This is a genomic window from Nonomuraea maritima (assembly GCF_900100395.1).
GTDB classification, from domain to species: Bacteria; Actinomycetota; Actinomycetes; order Streptosporangiales; family Streptosporangiaceae; genus Nonomuraea; species Nonomuraea maritima.
In genome coordinates this window covers 111,158-127,447 of the sequence record NZ_FNFB01000015.1, presented here as the reverse complement: position 1 = coordinate 127,447, position 16,290 = coordinate 111,158, and the positions used below count along the sequence as shown (strand labels likewise).

General features: G+C 72.2%; 16 protein-coding genes. 5 read left to right on the top strand and 11 right to left on the bottom strand.

The window, feature by feature from the left end; translation table 11 throughout:
- Nucleotides 1-9 precede the first annotated feature (9 nt).
- Nucleotides 10-921 (bottom strand): DUF6807 domain-containing protein, encoded by a 912-nt coding sequence (locus BLR04_RS23315; RefSeq protein WP_090768994.1) that lies wholly within the window; start codon nt 919-921, stop codon nt 10-12.
- Nucleotides 918-2,141 carry a Gfo/Idh/MocA family protein gene (locus tag BLR04_RS23310; RefSeq protein WP_245740428.1) on the bottom strand — a complete coding sequence of 408 codons (1,224 nt, stop codon included), beginning with the start codon at nt 2,139-2,141 and terminating at the stop codon, nt 918-920. Before BLR04_RS23310 ends, BLR04_RS23315 begins: the two co-directional genes overlap by 4 nt.
- A 297-nt stretch (nt 2,142-2,438) precedes the next feature.
- On the opposite strand from BLR04_RS23310, the gene BLR04_RS23305 reads away from it, so the two are divergent.
- Entirely contained in the window at nt 2,439-3,332 is an 894-nt protein-coding gene (locus tag BLR04_RS23305; RefSeq protein ID WP_090768992.1) for a helix-turn-helix domain-containing protein, read from the top strand.
- Nucleotides 3,333-3,634: 302 nt separating this feature from the next.
- Complete coding sequence (locus BLR04_RS23300) at nt 3,635-3,868, top strand: DUF3040 domain-containing protein (RefSeq protein WP_143022158.1); 234 nt, start codon at nt 3,635-3,637, stop codon at nt 3,866-3,868.
- Nucleotides 3,869-3,947: 79 nt separating this feature from the next.
- On the opposite strand, the gene BLR04_RS23295 is transcribed toward BLR04_RS23300, so the two are convergent.
- On the bottom strand, nt 3,948-5,426 hold the full coding sequence (locus tag BLR04_RS23295) for an SDR family oxidoreductase (RefSeq protein ID WP_090769101.1): 1,479 nt from the start codon (nt 5,424-5,426) through the stop codon (nt 3,948-3,950).
- A gap of 82 nt (nt 5,427-5,508) precedes the next feature.
- Nucleotides 5,509-6,147 carry an HD domain-containing protein gene (locus BLR04_RS23290; RefSeq protein ID WP_090768987.1) on the bottom strand — a complete coding sequence of 213 codons (639 nt, stop codon included), beginning with the start codon at nt 6,145-6,147 and terminating at the stop codon, nt 5,509-5,511.
- A gap of 84 nt (nt 6,148-6,231) precedes the next feature.
- Here BLR04_RS23290 and BLR04_RS23285 point away from each other — a divergent pair, with 84 nt between their 5' ends.
- Complete coding sequence (locus BLR04_RS23285) at nt 6,232-7,197, top strand: GlxA family transcriptional regulator (protein ID WP_218129123.1); 966 nt, start codon at nt 6,232-6,234, stop codon at nt 7,195-7,197.
- A gap of 3 nt (nt 7,198-7,200) precedes the next feature.
- Here the strand turns inward: BLR04_RS23285 and BLR04_RS23280 are convergent, their stop codons facing one another.
- The 4 genes from BLR04_RS23280 to BLR04_RS23265 all read right to left on the bottom strand — a co-directional run bounded on the left by BLR04_RS23280 (nt 7,201) and on the right by BLR04_RS23265 (nt 11,470).
- The gene (locus BLR04_RS23280; protein WP_090768983.1) at nt 7,201-8,547 is read right to left on the bottom strand and encodes an amidase; all 1,347 of its coding nucleotides are present in this window, start codon (nt 8,545-8,547) and stop codon (nt 7,201-7,203) included.
- Between the two features lie 75 nt (nt 8,548-8,622).
- Complete coding sequence (locus tag BLR04_RS23275) at nt 8,623-8,925, bottom strand: hypothetical protein (protein ID WP_090768981.1); 303 nt, start codon at nt 8,923-8,925, stop codon at nt 8,623-8,625.
- Between the two features lie 2 nt (nt 8,926-8,927).
- The gene (locus tag BLR04_RS23270) at nt 8,928-9,491 is read right to left on the bottom strand and encodes a hypothetical protein (RefSeq protein ID WP_143022157.1); all 564 of its coding nucleotides are present in this window, start codon (nt 9,489-9,491) and stop codon (nt 8,928-8,930) included.
- On the bottom strand, nt 9,488-11,470 hold the full coding sequence (locus BLR04_RS23265; RefSeq protein WP_143022156.1) for a DUF6571 family protein: 1,983 nt from the start codon (nt 11,468-11,470) through the stop codon (nt 9,488-9,490). The genes BLR04_RS23270 and BLR04_RS23265 overlap by 4 nt, the downstream gene beginning before the upstream one ends.
- A gap of 354 nt (nt 11,471-11,824) precedes the next feature.
- Between BLR04_RS23265 and BLR04_RS23260 the strand changes: the two genes are divergently transcribed.
- On the top strand, nt 11,825-13,303 hold the full coding sequence (locus BLR04_RS23260) for a serine/threonine-protein kinase (protein ID WP_143022155.1): 1,479 nt from the start codon (nt 11,825-11,827) through the stop codon (nt 13,301-13,303).
- Between the two features lie 4 nt (nt 13,304-13,307).
- On the opposite strand, the gene BLR04_RS23255 is transcribed toward BLR04_RS23260, so the two are convergent.
- From BLR04_RS23255 to BLR04_RS42425, 3 genes are read right to left on the bottom strand one after another with little or no spacing between them, the layout of a single operon-like run.
- Complete coding sequence (locus tag BLR04_RS23255) at nt 13,308-14,219, bottom strand: hypothetical protein (RefSeq protein ID WP_143022154.1); 912 nt, start codon at nt 14,217-14,219, stop codon at nt 13,308-13,310.
- Nucleotides 14,220-14,274: 55 nt separating this feature from the next.
- Nucleotides 14,275-14,571 carry an antibiotic biosynthesis monooxygenase family protein gene (locus BLR04_RS23250; protein WP_090768972.1) on the bottom strand — a complete coding sequence of 99 codons (297 nt, stop codon included), beginning with the start codon at nt 14,569-14,571 and terminating at the stop codon, nt 14,275-14,277.
- Nucleotides 14,568-15,542 (bottom strand): LysR family transcriptional regulator, encoded by a 975-nt coding sequence (locus BLR04_RS42425; RefSeq protein ID WP_090768970.1) that lies wholly within the window; start codon nt 15,540-15,542, stop codon nt 14,568-14,570. Before BLR04_RS42425 ends, BLR04_RS23250 begins: the two co-directional genes overlap by 4 nt.
- 123 nt (nt 15,543-15,665) lie before the next feature.
- On the opposite strand from BLR04_RS42425, the gene BLR04_RS23240 reads away from it, so the two are divergent.
- Nucleotides 15,666-16,283, top strand: a complete 618-nt coding sequence (locus BLR04_RS23240) for an SDR family NAD(P)-dependent oxidoreductase (protein WP_090768968.1) — start codon at nt 15,666-15,668, stop codon at nt 16,281-16,283.
- The last annotated feature ends 7 nt before the right edge of the window (nt 16,284-16,290 follow it).

The following is a 16,290-nucleotide window of genomic DNA, read 5'->3' as shown; positions in this document are numbered from 1 at the left end:
CCGGGAGCGTCACGGGCGTGCCGCCAGGGCCAGCCTGCCGTGGCTCGCCAGGAGTGGTGTGCCGTTCTCGCCGTGGTCGCCGTCGGCGACCACGACCGCGTACCGGAGCCGCATGGTCTCCCCGGCGGGGAGCTCCACCTCCTCGCTGAAGAACGGCGCCGGGCACAGGCAGGCGAACTGCTCGGTACGGGCGAACCACTGCGGCGGGTGCTGCGGGTTGGCCGTGTCGTCGACCATGACGATCGTCGAATGCTCGCCGGTCTCGTCGTGCCGGCCGCGGAAGCCGAACCACTCGGCCCGCGTGCCGCGCAGCTCGTCGCCGCCCGCGCCCTGCGGCGACTGGATGATCCCGCCGGTGAACGAGCGGGGGCCGCGCCAGAACAGGCCGCCGTACCCGGCGTTCTCGCGGCCCTTCGTGGTCGGCGAGCCGAACCAGAGTGCGACGCCCGACACGTTCGTCATGGCGGTCTCGAGCACGAGCACCCAGGTGGTGTCGTCGACGACGGTCGTGGTGAGGGAGCGGCTCTCCTCGATGACCGGGTCGCCGGACTGCGCGGTCCAGTCGAGCGTGTGCCCGACCTCGACCCGCTCCGGGGTGGCCGAGAGCGTGGTCATCTCGCGGTGCGTGGCGCTGCCGTTGTTGGCGAGCTGCACGTACTCGCCCTCGACGTACGTCGGCCCGCCCCAGAAGTTGTGCTCCCCGACGTGCGGCAGCGACCAGGCGATGCCCTTGTGCCAGACGTGGTCGTGCGGCCGGAACAGCGACACCGTGGCGCCGCCCAGCGTACGGACGGGGTGCAGGTACGGCTTCGGCGACTCCAGCACGGGCGTGTCCGGCCGGTAGGTGTAGGTGAACAGCTCGACGTCGCCGGCGGTGACGGCGACCGAACGGCCGAGCGCGTGGGTGGCCTGCAGGGTCACGGGTTCCTCACTCTTTCCCAGGGGGTGCCGGTGCCGTCCATCCGCTGGGCGAACGGACTGTCGGCGGTGATCTGTCCGGTTCGTACGCGCTCGCCGGTGAAGGCGGAGGCGTACAGGGCGGCGACGAACTCCATCGTGCGCCGGGCGTCCTCGACGGTGACCGGCGGCGCCTCGCCCTTGTCGAGCGCGTCCAGCACGGCCTTGAGCCAGTGGCCGTGGCCGCTGCGCCCGCCGTCGCCGGCGGAGCCGTCCCGTCCCCACAGCACCGTCACGTCGTCGTGGCCGGGCGCGGGAGTGACGGTCCAGTCGTCGTCGGTGTAGCCGTACAGGTGGTCGACCTCGACGGTGGCGCGCTCGTAGTCGAAGCGCAGCTGGGAGGTCTGCCGCGGCGACAGGACCGAGTTCACCACCGTGGCGACGGCGCCGTTCTCGAACGTGACCAGCGCCATCGACACGTCCTCGGTGTCGACGGAGCGGGACTGCCGGGCGGCCACGGCCGTGACCTCGCGCCACGGGCCGAGCACCGAGAACAGCAGGTCGAACTGGTGGATGCCGTGCCCCATCGTCGGCCCGCCGCCCTCGGACTCCCAGGTGCCGCGCCAGGGCACCGCGAAGTACTCCTCGTCGCGGTACCACTGCGTGAGGCAGGTGGCGAGCAGCGGGCGGCCCAGCTCCCCGGCGTCGGCCAGGCGGCGCAGGCGGATCGCGCCCGCGCCGAACCGGTGCTGCAGCACGGTCGCGACGTGCGCCGTCGAGCGGCGCTCCGCGTCGGCGAGGGCGTCGAACTCGGCGAGCGAGAGCGTCGGCGGCTTCTCCACCAGGGCCGTCACCCCGGCCTCCAGGCAGGCGATGGCCAGCGGCGCGTGCAGGTGGGGCGGCGTGCACAGGTGGACGAAGTCAGGTCGTTCCTCCCGCAGCAGTTCCTCCGCGCTCGTGTGGCTGCGCGGGACGCCGTACTTGGCGGCGAACTCGGCCGCCCGCGCGGCGTCCACGTCTGCCACCGCCACGAGGCTCGCCCGTCCTGAGGCCTGCAGCGCCTGCGCGTGCGCGTGGGCGATCCCGCCGGTGCCGATGATCGCGGCCCGGTAGTTCCGTTGCGACATCTTCGGTTCCTTCTCCTGGTGGTGGGGGTCAGGCGCCGGGCAGACCTTGACGCTGTCGGTGTACTCGACCGCCTGCTCGTCGTGCTCGGTCAGCCTCGGCGTGATCGCCTCGCGCATCGTGGAATTGGCCTGGATGCCGCGCCCCACCAGGTGAGGGGGAGGGTGACCGGTTCGTGGGAGAGCTTCTGGGAGACGGCGCCGCCGCCGCAGGCGCTGAGCGTGAGTGCCGCCACGGCGGGCCTCGCCACGTGCGGCATCCTCGCGTCCTTCCTCCGGCGGCTGCGGACGTTCGAAGACTATGGCCCACCGAGGGTGGCGTGGAGGGCCTGCCGGTGCCCTGGACGCTCCGGGCGGCGGGCGAGCTGCGCGTGAACGCCTTGAGCTTCCAGTGGGTGGAAGGTGCACAGTCGAGTCATGAGCCTCTACACGATCGGCCAGCTGGCCCGGCGCACCGGACTGCGGGCACGCACGATCCGATTCTGGTCCGACACCGGGGTGCTCCCGCCGGCCCGCAGGTCGGACGGCGGCTACCGGCTCTACGACGCGGAGGCGGTCGCGCGGCTCGACCTGGTGCGGACCCTGCGTGACCTGGGGCTCGGCCTCGACGCCGTCCAGCAGATCCTGCAGCGGCGGTCCACGCTGCGAGAGGTGGCGCAGGCGCACGTCGAAGCGCTCGACGCCGAGATCCGCACCTTGCGGGTCCAGCGGGCCGTCCTGCGCGTGCTCGCCCGACGCGACACCACCACCGAGGAGATGACCCTGATGAACGCGCTGGCCCGGCTGTCCGCACAGGAACGCCAGAAGATCATCGACGAGTTCGTGGACGGCGTGTTCGCCGGTGTCCTCGACGAGGACGCCGCCCTGGTGGCCGGCTGGATGCGCGACCTGCCGTCCGAGCTGCCCGATGACCCGACGCCCGAGCAGGTCGACGCCTGGGTCGAGCTCGCGGAGCTGGTCGCCTGCGCCGGCTTCCGGCAGACCGTCCGCCGGATGGTCCTGAGCGGGGACAACCGCCTGGAGTTCGGGCTCGACCTGCGGCCACTGGTGCTGGAGCACGCGGGCGGCGCTCTGGAGCGGGGCATCGCCCCTGAGTCGGCCGCCGCCGTGGGCGTCCTGGAGCGGGTGGTCCCCGCGGACCTTCCCGCCGCGGAGACCGCCGCCCTGATCTCCTGGCTGGCGATGGTCGCCGAACCCCGGGTGGAGCGGTACTGGCAGTTGCTGAGCGTCCTCGGTGGGCGGGCGCCCGCGCCGCCCGCGGTCCCGGCGTTCCACTGGCTGCGCACCGCGCTCACCGTCCACCGCACCTGACCGCCGCCCCCGGGCTCCCAGCAGACCAGCAAGTCGCCATATATCGCCTATTTCATGACAAATCAGATGACTGGTGCTTCGTGGCGGTTATCTAGACTTACTGCTGTATGGGGTTCCGTACGGTGCGACGCGGGTGAGCGGCCGGCGGGTCCTGTATGAGACGGCGGATCGGGGGCAAGGGCCGTGGAGAGGGGCCAACCCTCGCCTGCCGTCCGGTGCGGGCCCGTCGCGAACGGGGTCACGAGCCGCCCGGCAGCCGGCACCGGGAACAACCGCTACGACTGCACATCTAGGTGATCCCGATGAGACTCTCCAGAGGGGAACAGCGGGCCCTCGACGAGATAGAGGAGCGGCTCGCCTTCGAGGACCCTGATCTCGACGCCCTCCTCGCGCGGCCGCGCCCGGGCGAGAGCGCCCCGCGCCGACGCTGGCGGGGGCCGCGCACGGTGCCCGGCTACATGTGGCGGATCTCGGTCCTGATCATCGTGTGCGTGATCCTCATCATCGTGGGGCTGCTCCTGACCGTGCCTCACTGAGCGGGCCTCACTGAGCGGGCCTCACTGAGCGGGCCTCACTGAGCGGGCCTCACTGAGCGGGCCTCACTGAGCGGGCCGCTCATCGTACGGAGCTGAAGGGCCGTGACCGCGCGGACGCGGCCTCGGCGATGTTGCGGGCCATCCCGCCGAAGACGAACCGGTGGAAGGGCCACATGACCCACCAGTACAGGTGGCCCAGCAGGCCGCGTGGGTGGTAGACCGCGCGCTGCCCGTACACGGTGGTTCCGTGCTCCTCGCCGCACGTCAGCTCCAGCCAGGCCAGGCCGGGCAGCCGCATCTCCGCGCGCAGCCGCAGCAGCCGTCCTGGCACGACCTCCTCGACCCGCCAGAAGTCCAGCGCGTCCCCGACCCGCAGCCGGTGGGGGTCGCGGCGGCCCCTGCGCAGGCCGACGCCTCCCACCAGGCGGTCGAGGAAGCCGCGCAGCCGCCACACGGCGGGCACCGAGTACCAGCCGCTGTCGCCGCCGACGCCCTCGATCACCCGCCACAGCTCCGCCGGGGACGCCCGTACGGCGCGGCGCCGCTCGTCCAGGTACAGCACGCCGCCCGCCCAGTCCGGGTCGCTCGGCAGCGGGTCGCTCGGGGCGTCGGGGGTCGAGGCGGACGTCCAGCGGGTGGCGACGTCGGCGTCCTTGATCCGGCGCAGCGCCAGGTCCACGGCCTGCTCGAACCCGATCAGCCCGCCGGGCGGGTCGGGGATGTGCCGGGCGATGTCGTGCTCGGCGCAGACCGTCTCGTTGCGCAGCGACTCCACGAGAGGACGCGCGACCCGGGCGGGCACGGGCGTGACCAGCCCCACCCAGAGGCTCGACAGCCGCGGCGTCAGCGCCGGCACCGGGATGATCCAGCGCGGTGGCAGCCCCGCCACCGCGGCGTACCCGCGCATCATGTCGCCGTAGGTGAGGACGTCGGGGCCGCCGATGTCGAACGACCGGTGCACGGCCGGCGGCAGCTCCGCGCACCGCACCAGGTAGCGCAGCACGTCGCGGACGGCGATCGGCTGGGTCCTCGTACGGACCCAGGACGGGGTGGTCATGACGGGCAGGCGCTCGGTGAGGTACCGCAGCATCTCGAACGACGCCGACCCGGAACCGATGATCACCGCCGCGCGCAGCACGACGGTCGGGACGTCCGAGTCCAGCAGGATCCGCGCCACCTCCCCCCGCGACCGCAGGTGCGGCGACGCGTTGCCGCTCGGCGCGAGCCCGCCCAGGTAGACGACGCGCCCGACGCCCGCCTCGCGGGCGGCGGCGGCGAACGCGCGGGCGGCCGCGCGGTCCCGCGCGGCGAAGTCGCCTCCCGCACCCATGGCGTGGATGAGGTAGTACGCGACGTCCACGCCGTCGAGCGAGGCGGCCGTACGCGCCGGATCGGTCGCGTCGGCCTCGCTCACCTCCACCCGGTGACGCCAGGGCAGGTCGCGCAGCCGGTCCGGGGAGCGCACCATGCAGCGCACCGCGTGACCGGCCGCCAGCAGCTCCGGCACCAGTCTGCCCCCGATGTAACCGGTGCTCCCGGTCACCAGGCACCGCGCCATGGTCACCCCCCGAGCAGCTCGTGGTCCGGATCTCCCGACTGCCCGCCGGGAACGGTCCCACACCGGGGTCAGGCCGGGCGGCTCACTCCGGCCACCGGTTGTCGAGGATCACCTTGACGAAGTCGGTGCGCTGGAACCCGGCCATGTAGTGCTCCAGCACGTCGGCGTTGACGTTGCCGAAGGTGGTCTCGGGGCGGTGGATGTTGCCCTCGGTGAAGGCCTTCAGGATGCGCTTCTTGAAGTCGGGCCGCGGGTGCGCGGTGGTCACCTCGGCGCGCTCCCCTACCGTGATGTTCTCGTACCCGATGCCCAGCACGTCGGTCTCGACGCCTGCGGTCACCAGGGCGATCTCGGGGTCGAGGAACTCCGGGACGGCCGGCGTGGTGTGCAGCGCGATGCCGAGCCAGACCTTCCGGACGTCGCCGTCGGTGACGCCACGCTGCCGCAGGAAGTCGCGGGCCGCGTTGGCGCCGTCGACCTCGAAGCGCAGGTGCGACTCGCGGTAGCCCTCGGTCAGGCCGATGTCGTGGAACATCGCGCCGGTGTAGAGGAGTTCGAGGTCGGGACGCAGCCCGCGGACCCTGCCCTGCAGCGCCCCGAAAAGGAACACGCGGCGGGAGTGGTGGTAGAGCAGGTCGTCCTCGGTGTCGCGGATGTACTCCGTCACCTCACGGACGAGCTTCGTGTCGGGAATCGTGATCCCTGCGATGGTTTCAGCCATGGCTCCAGCGTCCGCCGTGGGAGGCCCCCGCCGCACGGTCCCCCTGGACATGGATCCCACAATTTCGGACATATCCTGGAAAACGTGGACGGACATACCGTGACCTTCCTCGTCTTCGACGGGGTCAAGCTCCTCGACGTCTCCGGCCCCGCGGAGGTGTTCACCGAGGCCAACCAGCACGGTGCCGCCTACCGGGTGCGGCAGGTGTCGCCCCGCGGCGTCGCCGTCAGCACGTCCGTCGGCGTCGTCCTGCCGGTCGGCGGCGACGCGCTCACCGACGAGCCCTGCGACACCCTCGTCGTGGCCGGCGGCGACCGGCTCGTCAACCGGCCGATCGAGCCCGAACTGCGCGACAGCGCGGCCCGCCTCGCCTCGCGCGCCGGGCGGGTGGCGTCCGTGTGCACGGGGGCGTTCGTCCTGGCCGCGGCCGGCCTCCTCGACGGACGCCGGGCCACCACGCACTGGCAGCACGCGCAGACGCTGGCCCGTGCCTACCCGACGATCGACGTGCAGCCCGACTCGCTCTACGTCGCGGACCGCGGGGTGTACACCTCGGCGGGCGTGTCATCCGGCATCGACCTCGCGCTCGCCCTCGTGGAGGCCGACCACGGCCCTCACCTCGCCCGCGCGGTCGCCCGCAGCCTGGTCGTCTACATGCAGCGGCCGGGCGGACAGTCGCAGTTCTCCGCGCCCCTGCGCGCGCCCGTGCCGCGCCGGCGCGCCCTGCGCGCCGCCGTCGACGCCGTCGTCTCCGACCCGGGCGCCGACCACACGGTCGCCTCGCTCGCCTCGCTCGCCATGGTGAGCGCGCGGCACCTCGGCAGGCTCTTCACGGACGAGCTCAACACCTCACCGGCCCGCTTCATCGAGGAGACCCGCCTGGAAGCGGCCAAGTCGCTGCTCGACTCCGGCTACAACGTGACCGAGACGGCGCAGCTCACCGGGTTCGGCAGCCCTGAGACGTTCCGCCGTACCTTCACCCGGCGCTTCGGCATCCCGCCGAGCCGCTACCGGCACGTCTTCACCACCGCCGCCCGTACGGGAGAGTGACCGTCAGTAGCCGGGCGGCGGGGTGAAGCCCGGCAGGATGCCCGACTCCTCCAGCGCGTGCGCGATCTCGACCAGCCTGACCTCCGACCAGGGCGGCCCGACGATCTGCACGCCGATCGGCAGGCCCGCCCCGTCGTGGCCCGCGGGCGCGGTCAGCACCGGCAGCCCCGCGAAGTTCGCGAACACCAGCTGCCGTTCCTGTCCTTCGTCCGCCATGCTGTCGTGCACGAACGCGGTGGTCGTCCCCGGTGGCGTGACCAGCGCGTCGTACTCGGCGAAGAAGTCGTGCCAGGCCGCCCTGAACCGGTCACGCCGGTCGAGCACCCGCAGATACCAGGCGAGCTCGCGGTGCGCGTCGGGCAGCACCGCGTCGGGGTCGAACACCGCGGTGGCCGCGCTCATCAGCTCGCCGGAGAACCGCTGCTGGCCCCAGTCGACCTTCGGCAGCCGTTCCGTCACGTGAGCCCCGGCGTCCGAGGCCCGCACCGCGACCCGTTCGACCTGCGCCCGCAGCGGGGCCGCGACCTCCGCGCCCGGCAGCGCCGGCGCCACGGCCAGCCGCAACCCGGCCGTCGCGACGCTCCGGCGCTCGCACAGCGGCACCGGCGGCACCTCGCCGTCGCGCCCGTCAGGTCCGGCGATCACGCGCAGGACGAGATCAAGGTCTGCCACGTCCCTGGCCATCGGCCCGAACGACATGAGGATCCGGGTCGTGCGCGCCCTGCCGTCCAGCGGACGCCAGAACCCGGTGGCCGGCACCCGACGCTCGGTCGCCATCAACCCGTACACACCGCAGAAATGCGGCGGCAGCCGCAGCGAGCCGCCGTAGTCGGACCCGACGTCGGCCGCGGCCAGCCCCGCCGCGACCGCCGCCGCGCCGCCGCCGCTGGAGCCGCCGGGCGTGCGGCGCGGGTCCCACGGGTTGCCGCTGCGCCCGAAGATCTCGTTCTCGGTACGGTACTGCGCGAGGAACGGCGGGACGTTGCTGTGGCCGACGATGATCGCCCCTGCTGCGCGGAGCCGGGCGGCGACCGTGCCGTCCTGGTCCGGCACGCGGTCGTAGACGTCGGTGCCGAGGGTGGTGCGCATCCCGGCGACGTCGTGCCCGTCCTTCAGGACCATGGGGGCACCGTGCAGCGGGCCCGCCGTGCCGTCCCGGGCGAGCCGCCGATCCGCCTCCGCGGCGGCCTGCCGCGCCCGGTCGAGGTCCGCCGAGACGACGGCGACGAGCGAGGGGTTGTACCGCGCGATCCGCTCGGCATGGGCGTCGAGCACCTCGACGGCGCTGACCTCCCGCCGCCGCAGCCGCTCCACGAGCTCAACCGCCGACGAGAACCACACCTCGGCCACGGACCCCCTCTACCCGCCCACCATCCCCCGAACCCCGGATCGGGCAGCGGCGGGGCAGCCGGAGCCCCACCCGCGTCAGGGGAAGCCGTACCTTCGTCTGATCTCCGCGGCCTCCTCCTCGGTGACCTGGGCGGGTGTGCGGCCCAGCTGGGCCTGCAAATCGGCGACGATCCCCTCGCCCGACGCGCGCACGCGCGACCTGAGCTGGGCGAGTTGCTCGGCGAACAGCTTCGCCGTCGGGCCCGTCCACACCGTTCCGCTCCGGAACTGCCGGTACGGCGTGTCGATGCCACTGCTGATCTCCTCGACCATCGGGCCGACCGCGCGCAGCGCGCTCTGCAGCGCCTCGTGCAGCGGGTTGGCCACCATCGCCGCCATGCTCAGCCCTTCTTCTTGCCGGGCGCGGTGGCGTCGGTGATCAGCTTGGGCGCGATCAGCTTCATGAGGGCGATGACGTCGGCCGCGTTGTCCCGTCCCTCGACGCCTCGCGACATCCCGACGAACAGCTGAGCCTTGCCCCTCACGAGCACCGCCCCGGCCATCGTCCTGTCCTCCTCCACGGTTCCACCCTGCGTGTAGAACCCGATGCCCCCAGGGACGATCTCGGGCAGCTGCATGTCACCGGCCGCGATCTGGGCCCGGACCATCTCCTCCCCGCCTTTCGGAGTGAGATCGACGTCGAGCAGCTTCTTCCTGTCGCCCGCGCGCTCGTAGAACGCGCATCCACCGACTCCCAGCCCCTTGCTGAAGGTCATGTCGAAGTCGCCGATGACGATCGGATCGCGCACGCCCGTCATCAGCTCGACCGCCCTGAGAGGAATGTGGTCGCAGGCGTAGGGCGGCGCGGCGACCGTCGGCAGCGGGGTCCTGTCGACGGGTGGCTCCGGCGGTGTGGTGCAGGCGGTCAGTACCAGGACCACCCCCGTCGCGGCCAGAATCCTCATTTGTACTCGCTGAAGGCTCGGTCGTAAGCGCTGATCAGGCCCTCTTTCGACTGCTTCCACATCGTGCCCCTGTGATCGTCCGCGATCCAGTTCTCGTAACTTTCGAAATGCGGATGTACGACGGCGCCCTCCGGTGTCATCTCCCCCAGCGTCATCAGGGAACCGTCGGGCTTGATGAAGCTCAACGGGCGACGTCCCTCCTCGCCGAAGTGCCCGTGGTCGAACATGGCCTGGGCGATGAGCTGGGTGGCCAGGAACTCCGACCTGGTCTTGGTCCTGTTGGCCTCGTACGTCGCATCGTCCTTGTTGAGCTCGGTCTTGGCGCTGTCCTCGACCAGGCCCGTCCAGGCGCCCACGACACCGGCCGTGACGGGCCAGCCGGCCGTCTGCGGGATGGCCAGCCCGGTGTTGACCACCGCCATGACCGCCTTGACCTTCCGCTCCTGCGCCTCGTCCAGTTCCTCTCCCTTGGCTATGCCGGCGAGGCCCGTCGCGTCGGTGACCAGGCCGAAACCTGAGCCGACCTGCTTCGCGGCGGCGACGAAGGCGTCGCGGTCGCCGCTCGCGGCGTTGTGGTCGAGCAGCCTCTGCGACCACACGGTCTGGGCCGCCATGAGCGTCACGACGGAGTCGGGGTCGTCCTCGAACACCTCCGCCATGACCTTTCGCACGTCCTCGGTGCGGAACTGAGCACCCCACGGCTCGTCCGGCGGCCAGTGCGCGGGCTGGTTGAGACGTACGCGGGACCCGCTCAGCCCCGACCTGTCCGAGACGAAGGACGAGTCAGGCATGTAGGCGGCGAGGATGAGCGCGGTCGTAGCGGCTGGAACCGCCGACTCCTTGCCCGCGCTGATCCGCTTGCGCTGCAACTCCACGAACTCCGAAGCCAGTTCGGCGGACACGAAACCGCGCGACGGATTGTCCACCGTGCCCTCCCTGTCCCGGAAGACCGTGATGGCCGCCTCCAGTGCCTTGCCCAGCTCGTCCTGGCCGTTCACCGTGGGACGCTCGGTCAGGTAGCGTCCGAGCGCCGTCGGGTCCTTGGCGAAGAAGTCCTGGGCGGCCTCGGGATTGCGGCCCAGCGCCCGCATCATGTCCACGATCGGATCGTGGTGCGGGTCGCGGAACACCGTTCCGCCCTCCAACGGGGTTCTGCGGTCGTGGGCGTCGACGGCCCTGGCCACCTGCAGCAGGAACGCCGGCTCGAACGTGCCGTGCGCGATCGCCTTCGCGAGCGCCTGATGGTCCCACTGGACCAGGCCGGAGGTCAGCTCCGCGCGCCAGCCGGCGTCCAGGCGGGAGCTTGCCGTGCCGAGGGCCTTGCTGAGCGCGACCTGGAGACGTTGCAGCTCCTCGTCGCCGCGCACCGTCCTCGCCATCACCTTCCGGTACGTCTCGGCGCCGAGCGCGTTCATGAGCAGCGTGGCGAAGGCGGGTTCGCCGATCCGCTGCTCCAACGCGGCGAGGGTCTTCTCGTCGACCTCGCCGGTGGTCGCGGTCTCTGCCAGCCGGGTGGCGGCGGCGTAGACGTCGGGGCTGCTGGAGGCGCGGTTGTAGAGAGCCTCGTCGAAGGGCGCCATGTCGGGGGCGTCGGCGCCCCACGTCGTCGTCAGCGACTGGATGGTCTCGTTGCGGCGCCGCAGTTCCGGACGCTTGGCGCTGATCCAGTTGCCCATCTCGCGCAGGGCCGCGAGCGCGGAGGTGTCGAGCCGTACCTGGTCGAGGGCCTGGCGGAGCCGCGGCTCGTGGGCGCGGAGCACGTCCTCGGCGCGGCTGAGGTCACGTTCGAAGCGGGTCATCTCCGACGGGGTGATGCCGGAGTAGTCCCAGTTCGGGGGTGCGGGAGTCAGTGACGGGCGCGCAGGGTCGGGGTCGCCGGTGGTGTCGGGCGGCGGCGTGGAAGGGGCGGGCGGGCGGACCGGCGGCTGCTGCGGCGTGGGGGACGGGCTGGGAAGAGGTTCGGGTACTGGAAAGCTCATCACGGGTCTCCAGCACGATGGGGCATGCGGGCATTGTCTCCGCTACCAGTACGCGTCGGCCGAGGTTCATAACGCAAGAGCATGGGCCGTCCCGGATCGAGGGTTCGCCGTCGCCAGGACGTACGGAAAGCAGGCGCTCGCGGTTCGCGTACCGGGAAGTGGTTTCTGAAAGTGGACCGGATTACCAGTCCGCTTTCGCCTCAGCGTGGGGCCATGAGGAGAAACAGCTACGTCGCAGGTGCGGCCCGCCGGGTCGCCCGGCCTCGCGGACGCCCTGAAGGCGGGGCGGGGGTGGAGGTTGCGGCTTAGGATCTCTGCACGGTGCTCGGTAGCCCCAGGTGCGTGGAGGAGCTCATGGCCGGTCCGCTGGAGCCGGGGGATCCCCGTTCGCTCGGGGGCTTCGTGATCGTCGCGCGTCTTGGCGAGGGTGGGCAGGGGGTCGTCTACGAGGGGCGCGGCCCGTCCGGTGAGCGGGTTGCCGTCAAGGTGCTCAAGGGGGGCGGCGATCCCGACAACCGGCGCCGGCTGGTCAGGGAACTGCAGGCCGCGCACCGGGTGGCGCCGTTCTGCACGGCCCGGGTGCTCGGGGCCGACATCGACGGGCCCGTCCCGTACGTGGTGAGCGAGTTCGTGGCCGGCCCGTCGTTGCAGGAGCGGGTGCGCGGCGGCGGGCCGCTGCGCGACGGTGATCTCGAACGGCTCGCGGTCGGCACGGCCTCCGCGCTCGCCGCCATCCACGGCGCCGGGGTCGTCCACCGCGACTTCAAGCCGGCCAACGTCCTGCTCGGGCCCGACGGCCCGCGTGTGGTCGACTTCGGCATCGCCCGGCCGCTCGACGCCGGTACGGTGACGTCGGCGTTGTCGGGCACTCCCCCTTACATGGCCCCCGAGCAGCTCAGGGGCGAGCACGGGTCCCCGGCGGCCGACGTGTTCGCCTGGGCCGCGACCATGGTCTTCGCGGCGACCGGACGTCCGCCGTTCGGCAGCGACACCGTCGCGGCGGTCTTCCACCGCATCCTCAACCAGGAACCCGATCTGTCGGCCGTTCCGCCGGGTCTGCGCGAGACCCTGGCCGTGTGCCTGTCGAAGGACCCGGGGAGGCGTCCCACTTCTCGTGCGCTCCTCATGCGGCTGGTCGATCCAGGAGCCGCGACCGTCACGGTGCCCGGTGTGGGGCCGGTCCCCACCGCGTACCTTCCACCTGACTGGACGGCGCCCGCTCCTGCGCCGCCTCCGGTGCGGAGGGCGCGGCGGCCGGCCGTCCCGGTGGCCGCCGTCGCGGTCGCGGCGGTCGTGGCGGCCGGCGTGCTGTACGCGACCGGCTGGTTCGGCGGCCTCGGTACGACGGCGCGACCGCAACCCACCACCACCCCCGCCCTCGCGGACCCCGCCACCACACCCGCCAGCGGCACCACCGCCGAGCCCGACGCGTCCACCTCAGCCGCAGCCGAACCCGGCGCTTCCACCACCGGGCCCGGCGCGTCCGCCACCGAGGCGTCGCCGTCCGGCCCGGCGGGCGGCGTCCCCACGGCCTTCGGGGGGACATGGACCGGCCAGGTCACCACGAACGACGCGCGCCAGGACACGTCCGACGTCACCCTGACCCTGCCGCCGGGCCAGGACACCGGCACCTGGCGGAAAGGCGACTGCGAGCAGCAGGTCACCCTCACGCGGGTCAGGACCGGCCCCGCGCTCGAACTGACCGTCCTGCAGCAGGGCACGTGCGTGGGCGGGGACATGACCCTCACCCTCGCCACCCCCGACACCCTCGACCTCAGGGCGCAGGAGGGCGCGGGCGCGCTGGAGTTCCGCGGCAACCTGCGCCGCCCATGAACCGTCAGGCGGCTCGGGTGATCTGGAAGGAGTACGCGCCGGTCTTCGCCGTGGGTGACCGGACGATCAGCGCGTAACGGCCGTCGCCGTTCGACAGCGGGAGGTCGAACTCGTAGCCGCACAGCGGGAACGGCTGTCGGGCGGTGGCCACGCTCCGCTCGGCAGCGTCGACCAGCTCCATCTCGATGGCCTCGCAGGCCCCGGCGCCGCCGAGGACCTTGATGGCCGTGGCGCCGTCCGCGGCGAACTCGAAACGGTCGATCCGTCCGGCGACGTCCAGCCGCCCCGCCCCGTCCGGGCTTCCCTCGCCGATCTGCAGCCCGATCGCCGCCGGGAACGTACGGACCTTGACGGTCGCGATCCTGAAGCTGTAGGCGCCGATGACGCCGGTCTCGCCCCAGACCTCCAGCCGGTGGCCGCCCGCCTTGGTCAGCTTGACGACGGAGGTGCCGAAGCTCAGAGCGATGCTCGAAGGGCCGAGCGGCCGGCCGTCCGCCTCGGAGAACACCTGCAGCTGGATGCCGTCGCCGTGCATGTCGGTGACGTAGAACTCCCTGGCGTCGCCCAGGTCGAGGGTGAACGTGTCCTTCTGTCCGGCGCGGGTCAGCTCGGCCGCGACCGTGCTGCCGTCGGCCAGCACCCCGCCCGGTTCGACCGGGGACGAGTTCTCCTCGGCGGCGGGCGCGTCGCCGCCGCCCTGATCCGCGGCGGGCGGGGACGCGTTCGACTGCGCGTCGGATTCCATCCTGGGTTTCGGGGGCGCGGTGACGCTGCTGGTCACATCGGCCGGCGCGGTGTCGCCGGCTCCGGTGTCACCACCGACCATGCCGCAGCCGACGACCGCCATCAGCAGGACACCGAGGACGGCGCCGCGCCGGACCGGTGTGACAGGACGTAAAGCAGGGAAACCAGTCATGCGGCCATTGTGGTGATGCCTTCTTACACGCTGGTTGCCTGCCGCTTTCCGGAGTTCACCGCACCGGGATGGCGAGCTCGCGTCCCCGGTAGAAGCCTTCCTTCTCCTCGACGACGTACGGCTCCATGGCCTCGCGCCGGCGCATCTCGGAGTCGGAGTTCCGCCAGGCGTCGCAGTCCTCCTTGGAGTCCCAGAAGGACACCCCGGTGATCTCCTGCCCGTCCTCCGACCAGTACGCGTACGCCTGGCGCAGACCCTGCGGGCACGGCTCCGGGCGCCAGGCCCGTTCGAACTCCTCCAGCGTGCCGGGCCTGATACGGCGCGTCGTCACCCAGATGAACTGCTCCCTCATCGCGGCCTCCTCCGAGACTCTCGAATCGGCTTGATGACGCTCTTTCCACCATAAGCACCCTGGCGGAACGGGTCGGCGGCGGGGAGCCAGGTGGTGGCCGGGTCGAGATCGAGGGGGGCGGTGTCGCGGGTCAGGGCCTCGATCGCGGCGTGCACGGCCGGGCGCGTCTCGGCGCGACGGGAGACGAGCGCCCACGTCCAGTACGGCGCCGGGTCGATGATCGGGCGCTTGACCAGGTCGCGCGGCACCGGCATGGTCTGCCCCTTCGGGTTGTTGAGCACGGGACGGCGCAGCCGGCGCACGTGGTCGAAGAACTCGGGGCCGGTGACGCCCCCGCCGGTGATGCGCACGATCGCGGCCCCGGTGGCCCGGGCGAACTCCTCGGCGTACCGGTTCCACGAGTCCCAGCCCGCCGTGTCGGCGTCCAGCAGCACCAGCGTGTCCTTGGCGGGAACCTCGGACGCGTCGGCGCCGGTGGAGACGGCGAAGAGCCGGTCGACGCCGAGCAGCCGGGCCTGCAGGTCGTGGGCGGCCAGGTCGTCGTCCTGCACCCAGCAGATGGCCAGGTCGATGCTGCCGTCGGCGACCCGCGCGGCCTGCGCGTGGGAGGGCATCACCCACGTGTCGAGGTGCAGGGGCGCGACGCCGGACACGCGCGCGACCAGGTCGGGCGGTCTCCAGTTGACGTAGCCGAGCCGTACCGGCTCTCCCTCGGCCATGCCGGCCGCCTGACGACGCAGGTCGTCGGCCCGGCCGAGCAGCGCCCTGGTGGGGGCGAGCAGCGCCTGCCCTGACGCGGTCAGCGTGACCGAGCGGCGGTCACGGTCGAAGAGGCGTACGCCGAGGTCTCGTTCGAGTGCCTTGATCTGCTGGGAGAGCGACGGGCCCGCGATGCGCAGCCGGGCGGCCGCACGGCCGAAGTTCAGCTCTTCGGCCACTGCGACGAAATATCGCAGCTGGCGTAGCTCCACCTGCCCATCGTAGTGCGGTGGGAGTTTCGGCCTACCAGCCGGGAGGAAACCGGTCGTGGCGCCGTCGCGGCCACTCCACGCACCCTGGCAGTACAGGCACCACCGAACAGCCGGAAGAGAGCCATGAACACACCCAAGGTTGTCGTGATCACGGGAGCGTCCGAGGGCGTCGGCGCGGCGCTGGTGTCCGCGTACCGCGAGCTCGGCTACGCGGTCGTCGCGAACGCGCGCTCGATCGCCCCCTCCACCGACCCGATGGTCAGGACGGTCGCCGGCGACATCGCCTGCCCCGCCGTCCGGGCGAACGCCATCGGCGAGGCGGTCAGCGCGTTCGGCCGCGTCGACACCCTGGTCAACCATGCGGGCGTCTTCGTGGCCAAGCCGTTCACCGAGTACACCGAGGACGACTACGCCCGCGTGACGGGCGTCAACCTGCGCGGGTTCTTCGAGATCTCCCAGCGGGCCATCGACGTGATGCTCACCCACGGGGGCGGGCATCTGGTCACCGTCACGGCGAGCAGGGACAACGGGCTGCCGTCGGCGCTGGCGTCGCTGACCAGGGGCGGTCTCGACGCGGTCACCAGATCGCTGGCCGCCGAGTACGCCTCCCAGGACATCCGGGTCAACGCGGTCACCCCGGCACACGCGCCCGGGGACGGCGACGTCGTCGACGCGATCGTCCACCTCGAGACCGCCGAGCTCGTCACCGGGGTCGTCGTGCGCGTCGACGGAGGCCGGTGAGCGGCTC

Excerpts from the sequence above, each read along its gene's own strand:
- BLR04_RS23310 (WP_245740428.1), bottom strand. The coding sequence starts at position 2,141 with ATGCGCGAGGCGATCACGCCGAGGCTGACCGAGCACGACGAGCAGGCG.
- BLR04_RS23305 (WP_090768992.1), top strand. The coding sequence starts at position 2,439 with ATGAGCCTCTACACGATCGGCCAGCTGGCCCGGCGCACCGGACTGCGG.
- BLR04_RS23300 (WP_143022158.1), top strand. The coding sequence starts at position 3,635 with ATGAGACTCTCCAGAGGGGAACAGCGGGCCCTCGACGAGATAGAGGAG.
- BLR04_RS23295 (WP_090769101.1), bottom strand. The coding sequence starts at position 5,426 with ATGGCGCGGTGCCTGGTGACCGGGAGCACCGGTTACATCGGGGGCAGA.
- BLR04_RS23290 (WP_090768987.1), bottom strand. The coding sequence starts at position 6,147 with ATGGCTGAAACCATCGCAGGGATCACGATTCCCGACACGAAGCTCGTC.
- BLR04_RS23275 (WP_090768981.1), bottom strand. The coding sequence starts at position 8,925 with ATGGCGGCGATGGTGGCCAACCCGCTGCACGAGGCGCTGCAGAGCGCG.
- BLR04_RS23270 (WP_143022157.1), bottom strand. The coding sequence starts at position 9,491 with ATGAGGATTCTGGCCGCGACGGGGGTGGTCCTGGTACTGACCGCCTGC.
- BLR04_RS23265 (WP_143022156.1), bottom strand. The coding sequence starts at position 11,470 with ATGAGCTTTCCAGTACCCGAACCTCTTCCCAGCCCGTCCCCCACGCCG.
- BLR04_RS23260 (WP_143022155.1), top strand. The coding sequence starts at position 11,825 with ATGGCCGGTCCGCTGGAGCCGGGGGATCCCCGTTCGCTCGGGGGCTTC.
- BLR04_RS23255 (WP_143022154.1), bottom strand. The coding sequence starts at position 14,219 with ATGACTGGTTTCCCTGCTTTACGTCCTGTCACACCGGTCCGGCGCGGC.
- BLR04_RS23250 (WP_090768972.1), bottom strand. The coding sequence starts at position 14,571 with ATGAGGGAGCAGTTCATCTGGGTGACGACGCGCCGTATCAGGCCCGGC.
- BLR04_RS23240 (WP_090768968.1), top strand. The coding sequence starts at position 15,666 with ATGAACACACCCAAGGTTGTCGTGATCACGGGAGCGTCCGAGGGCGTC.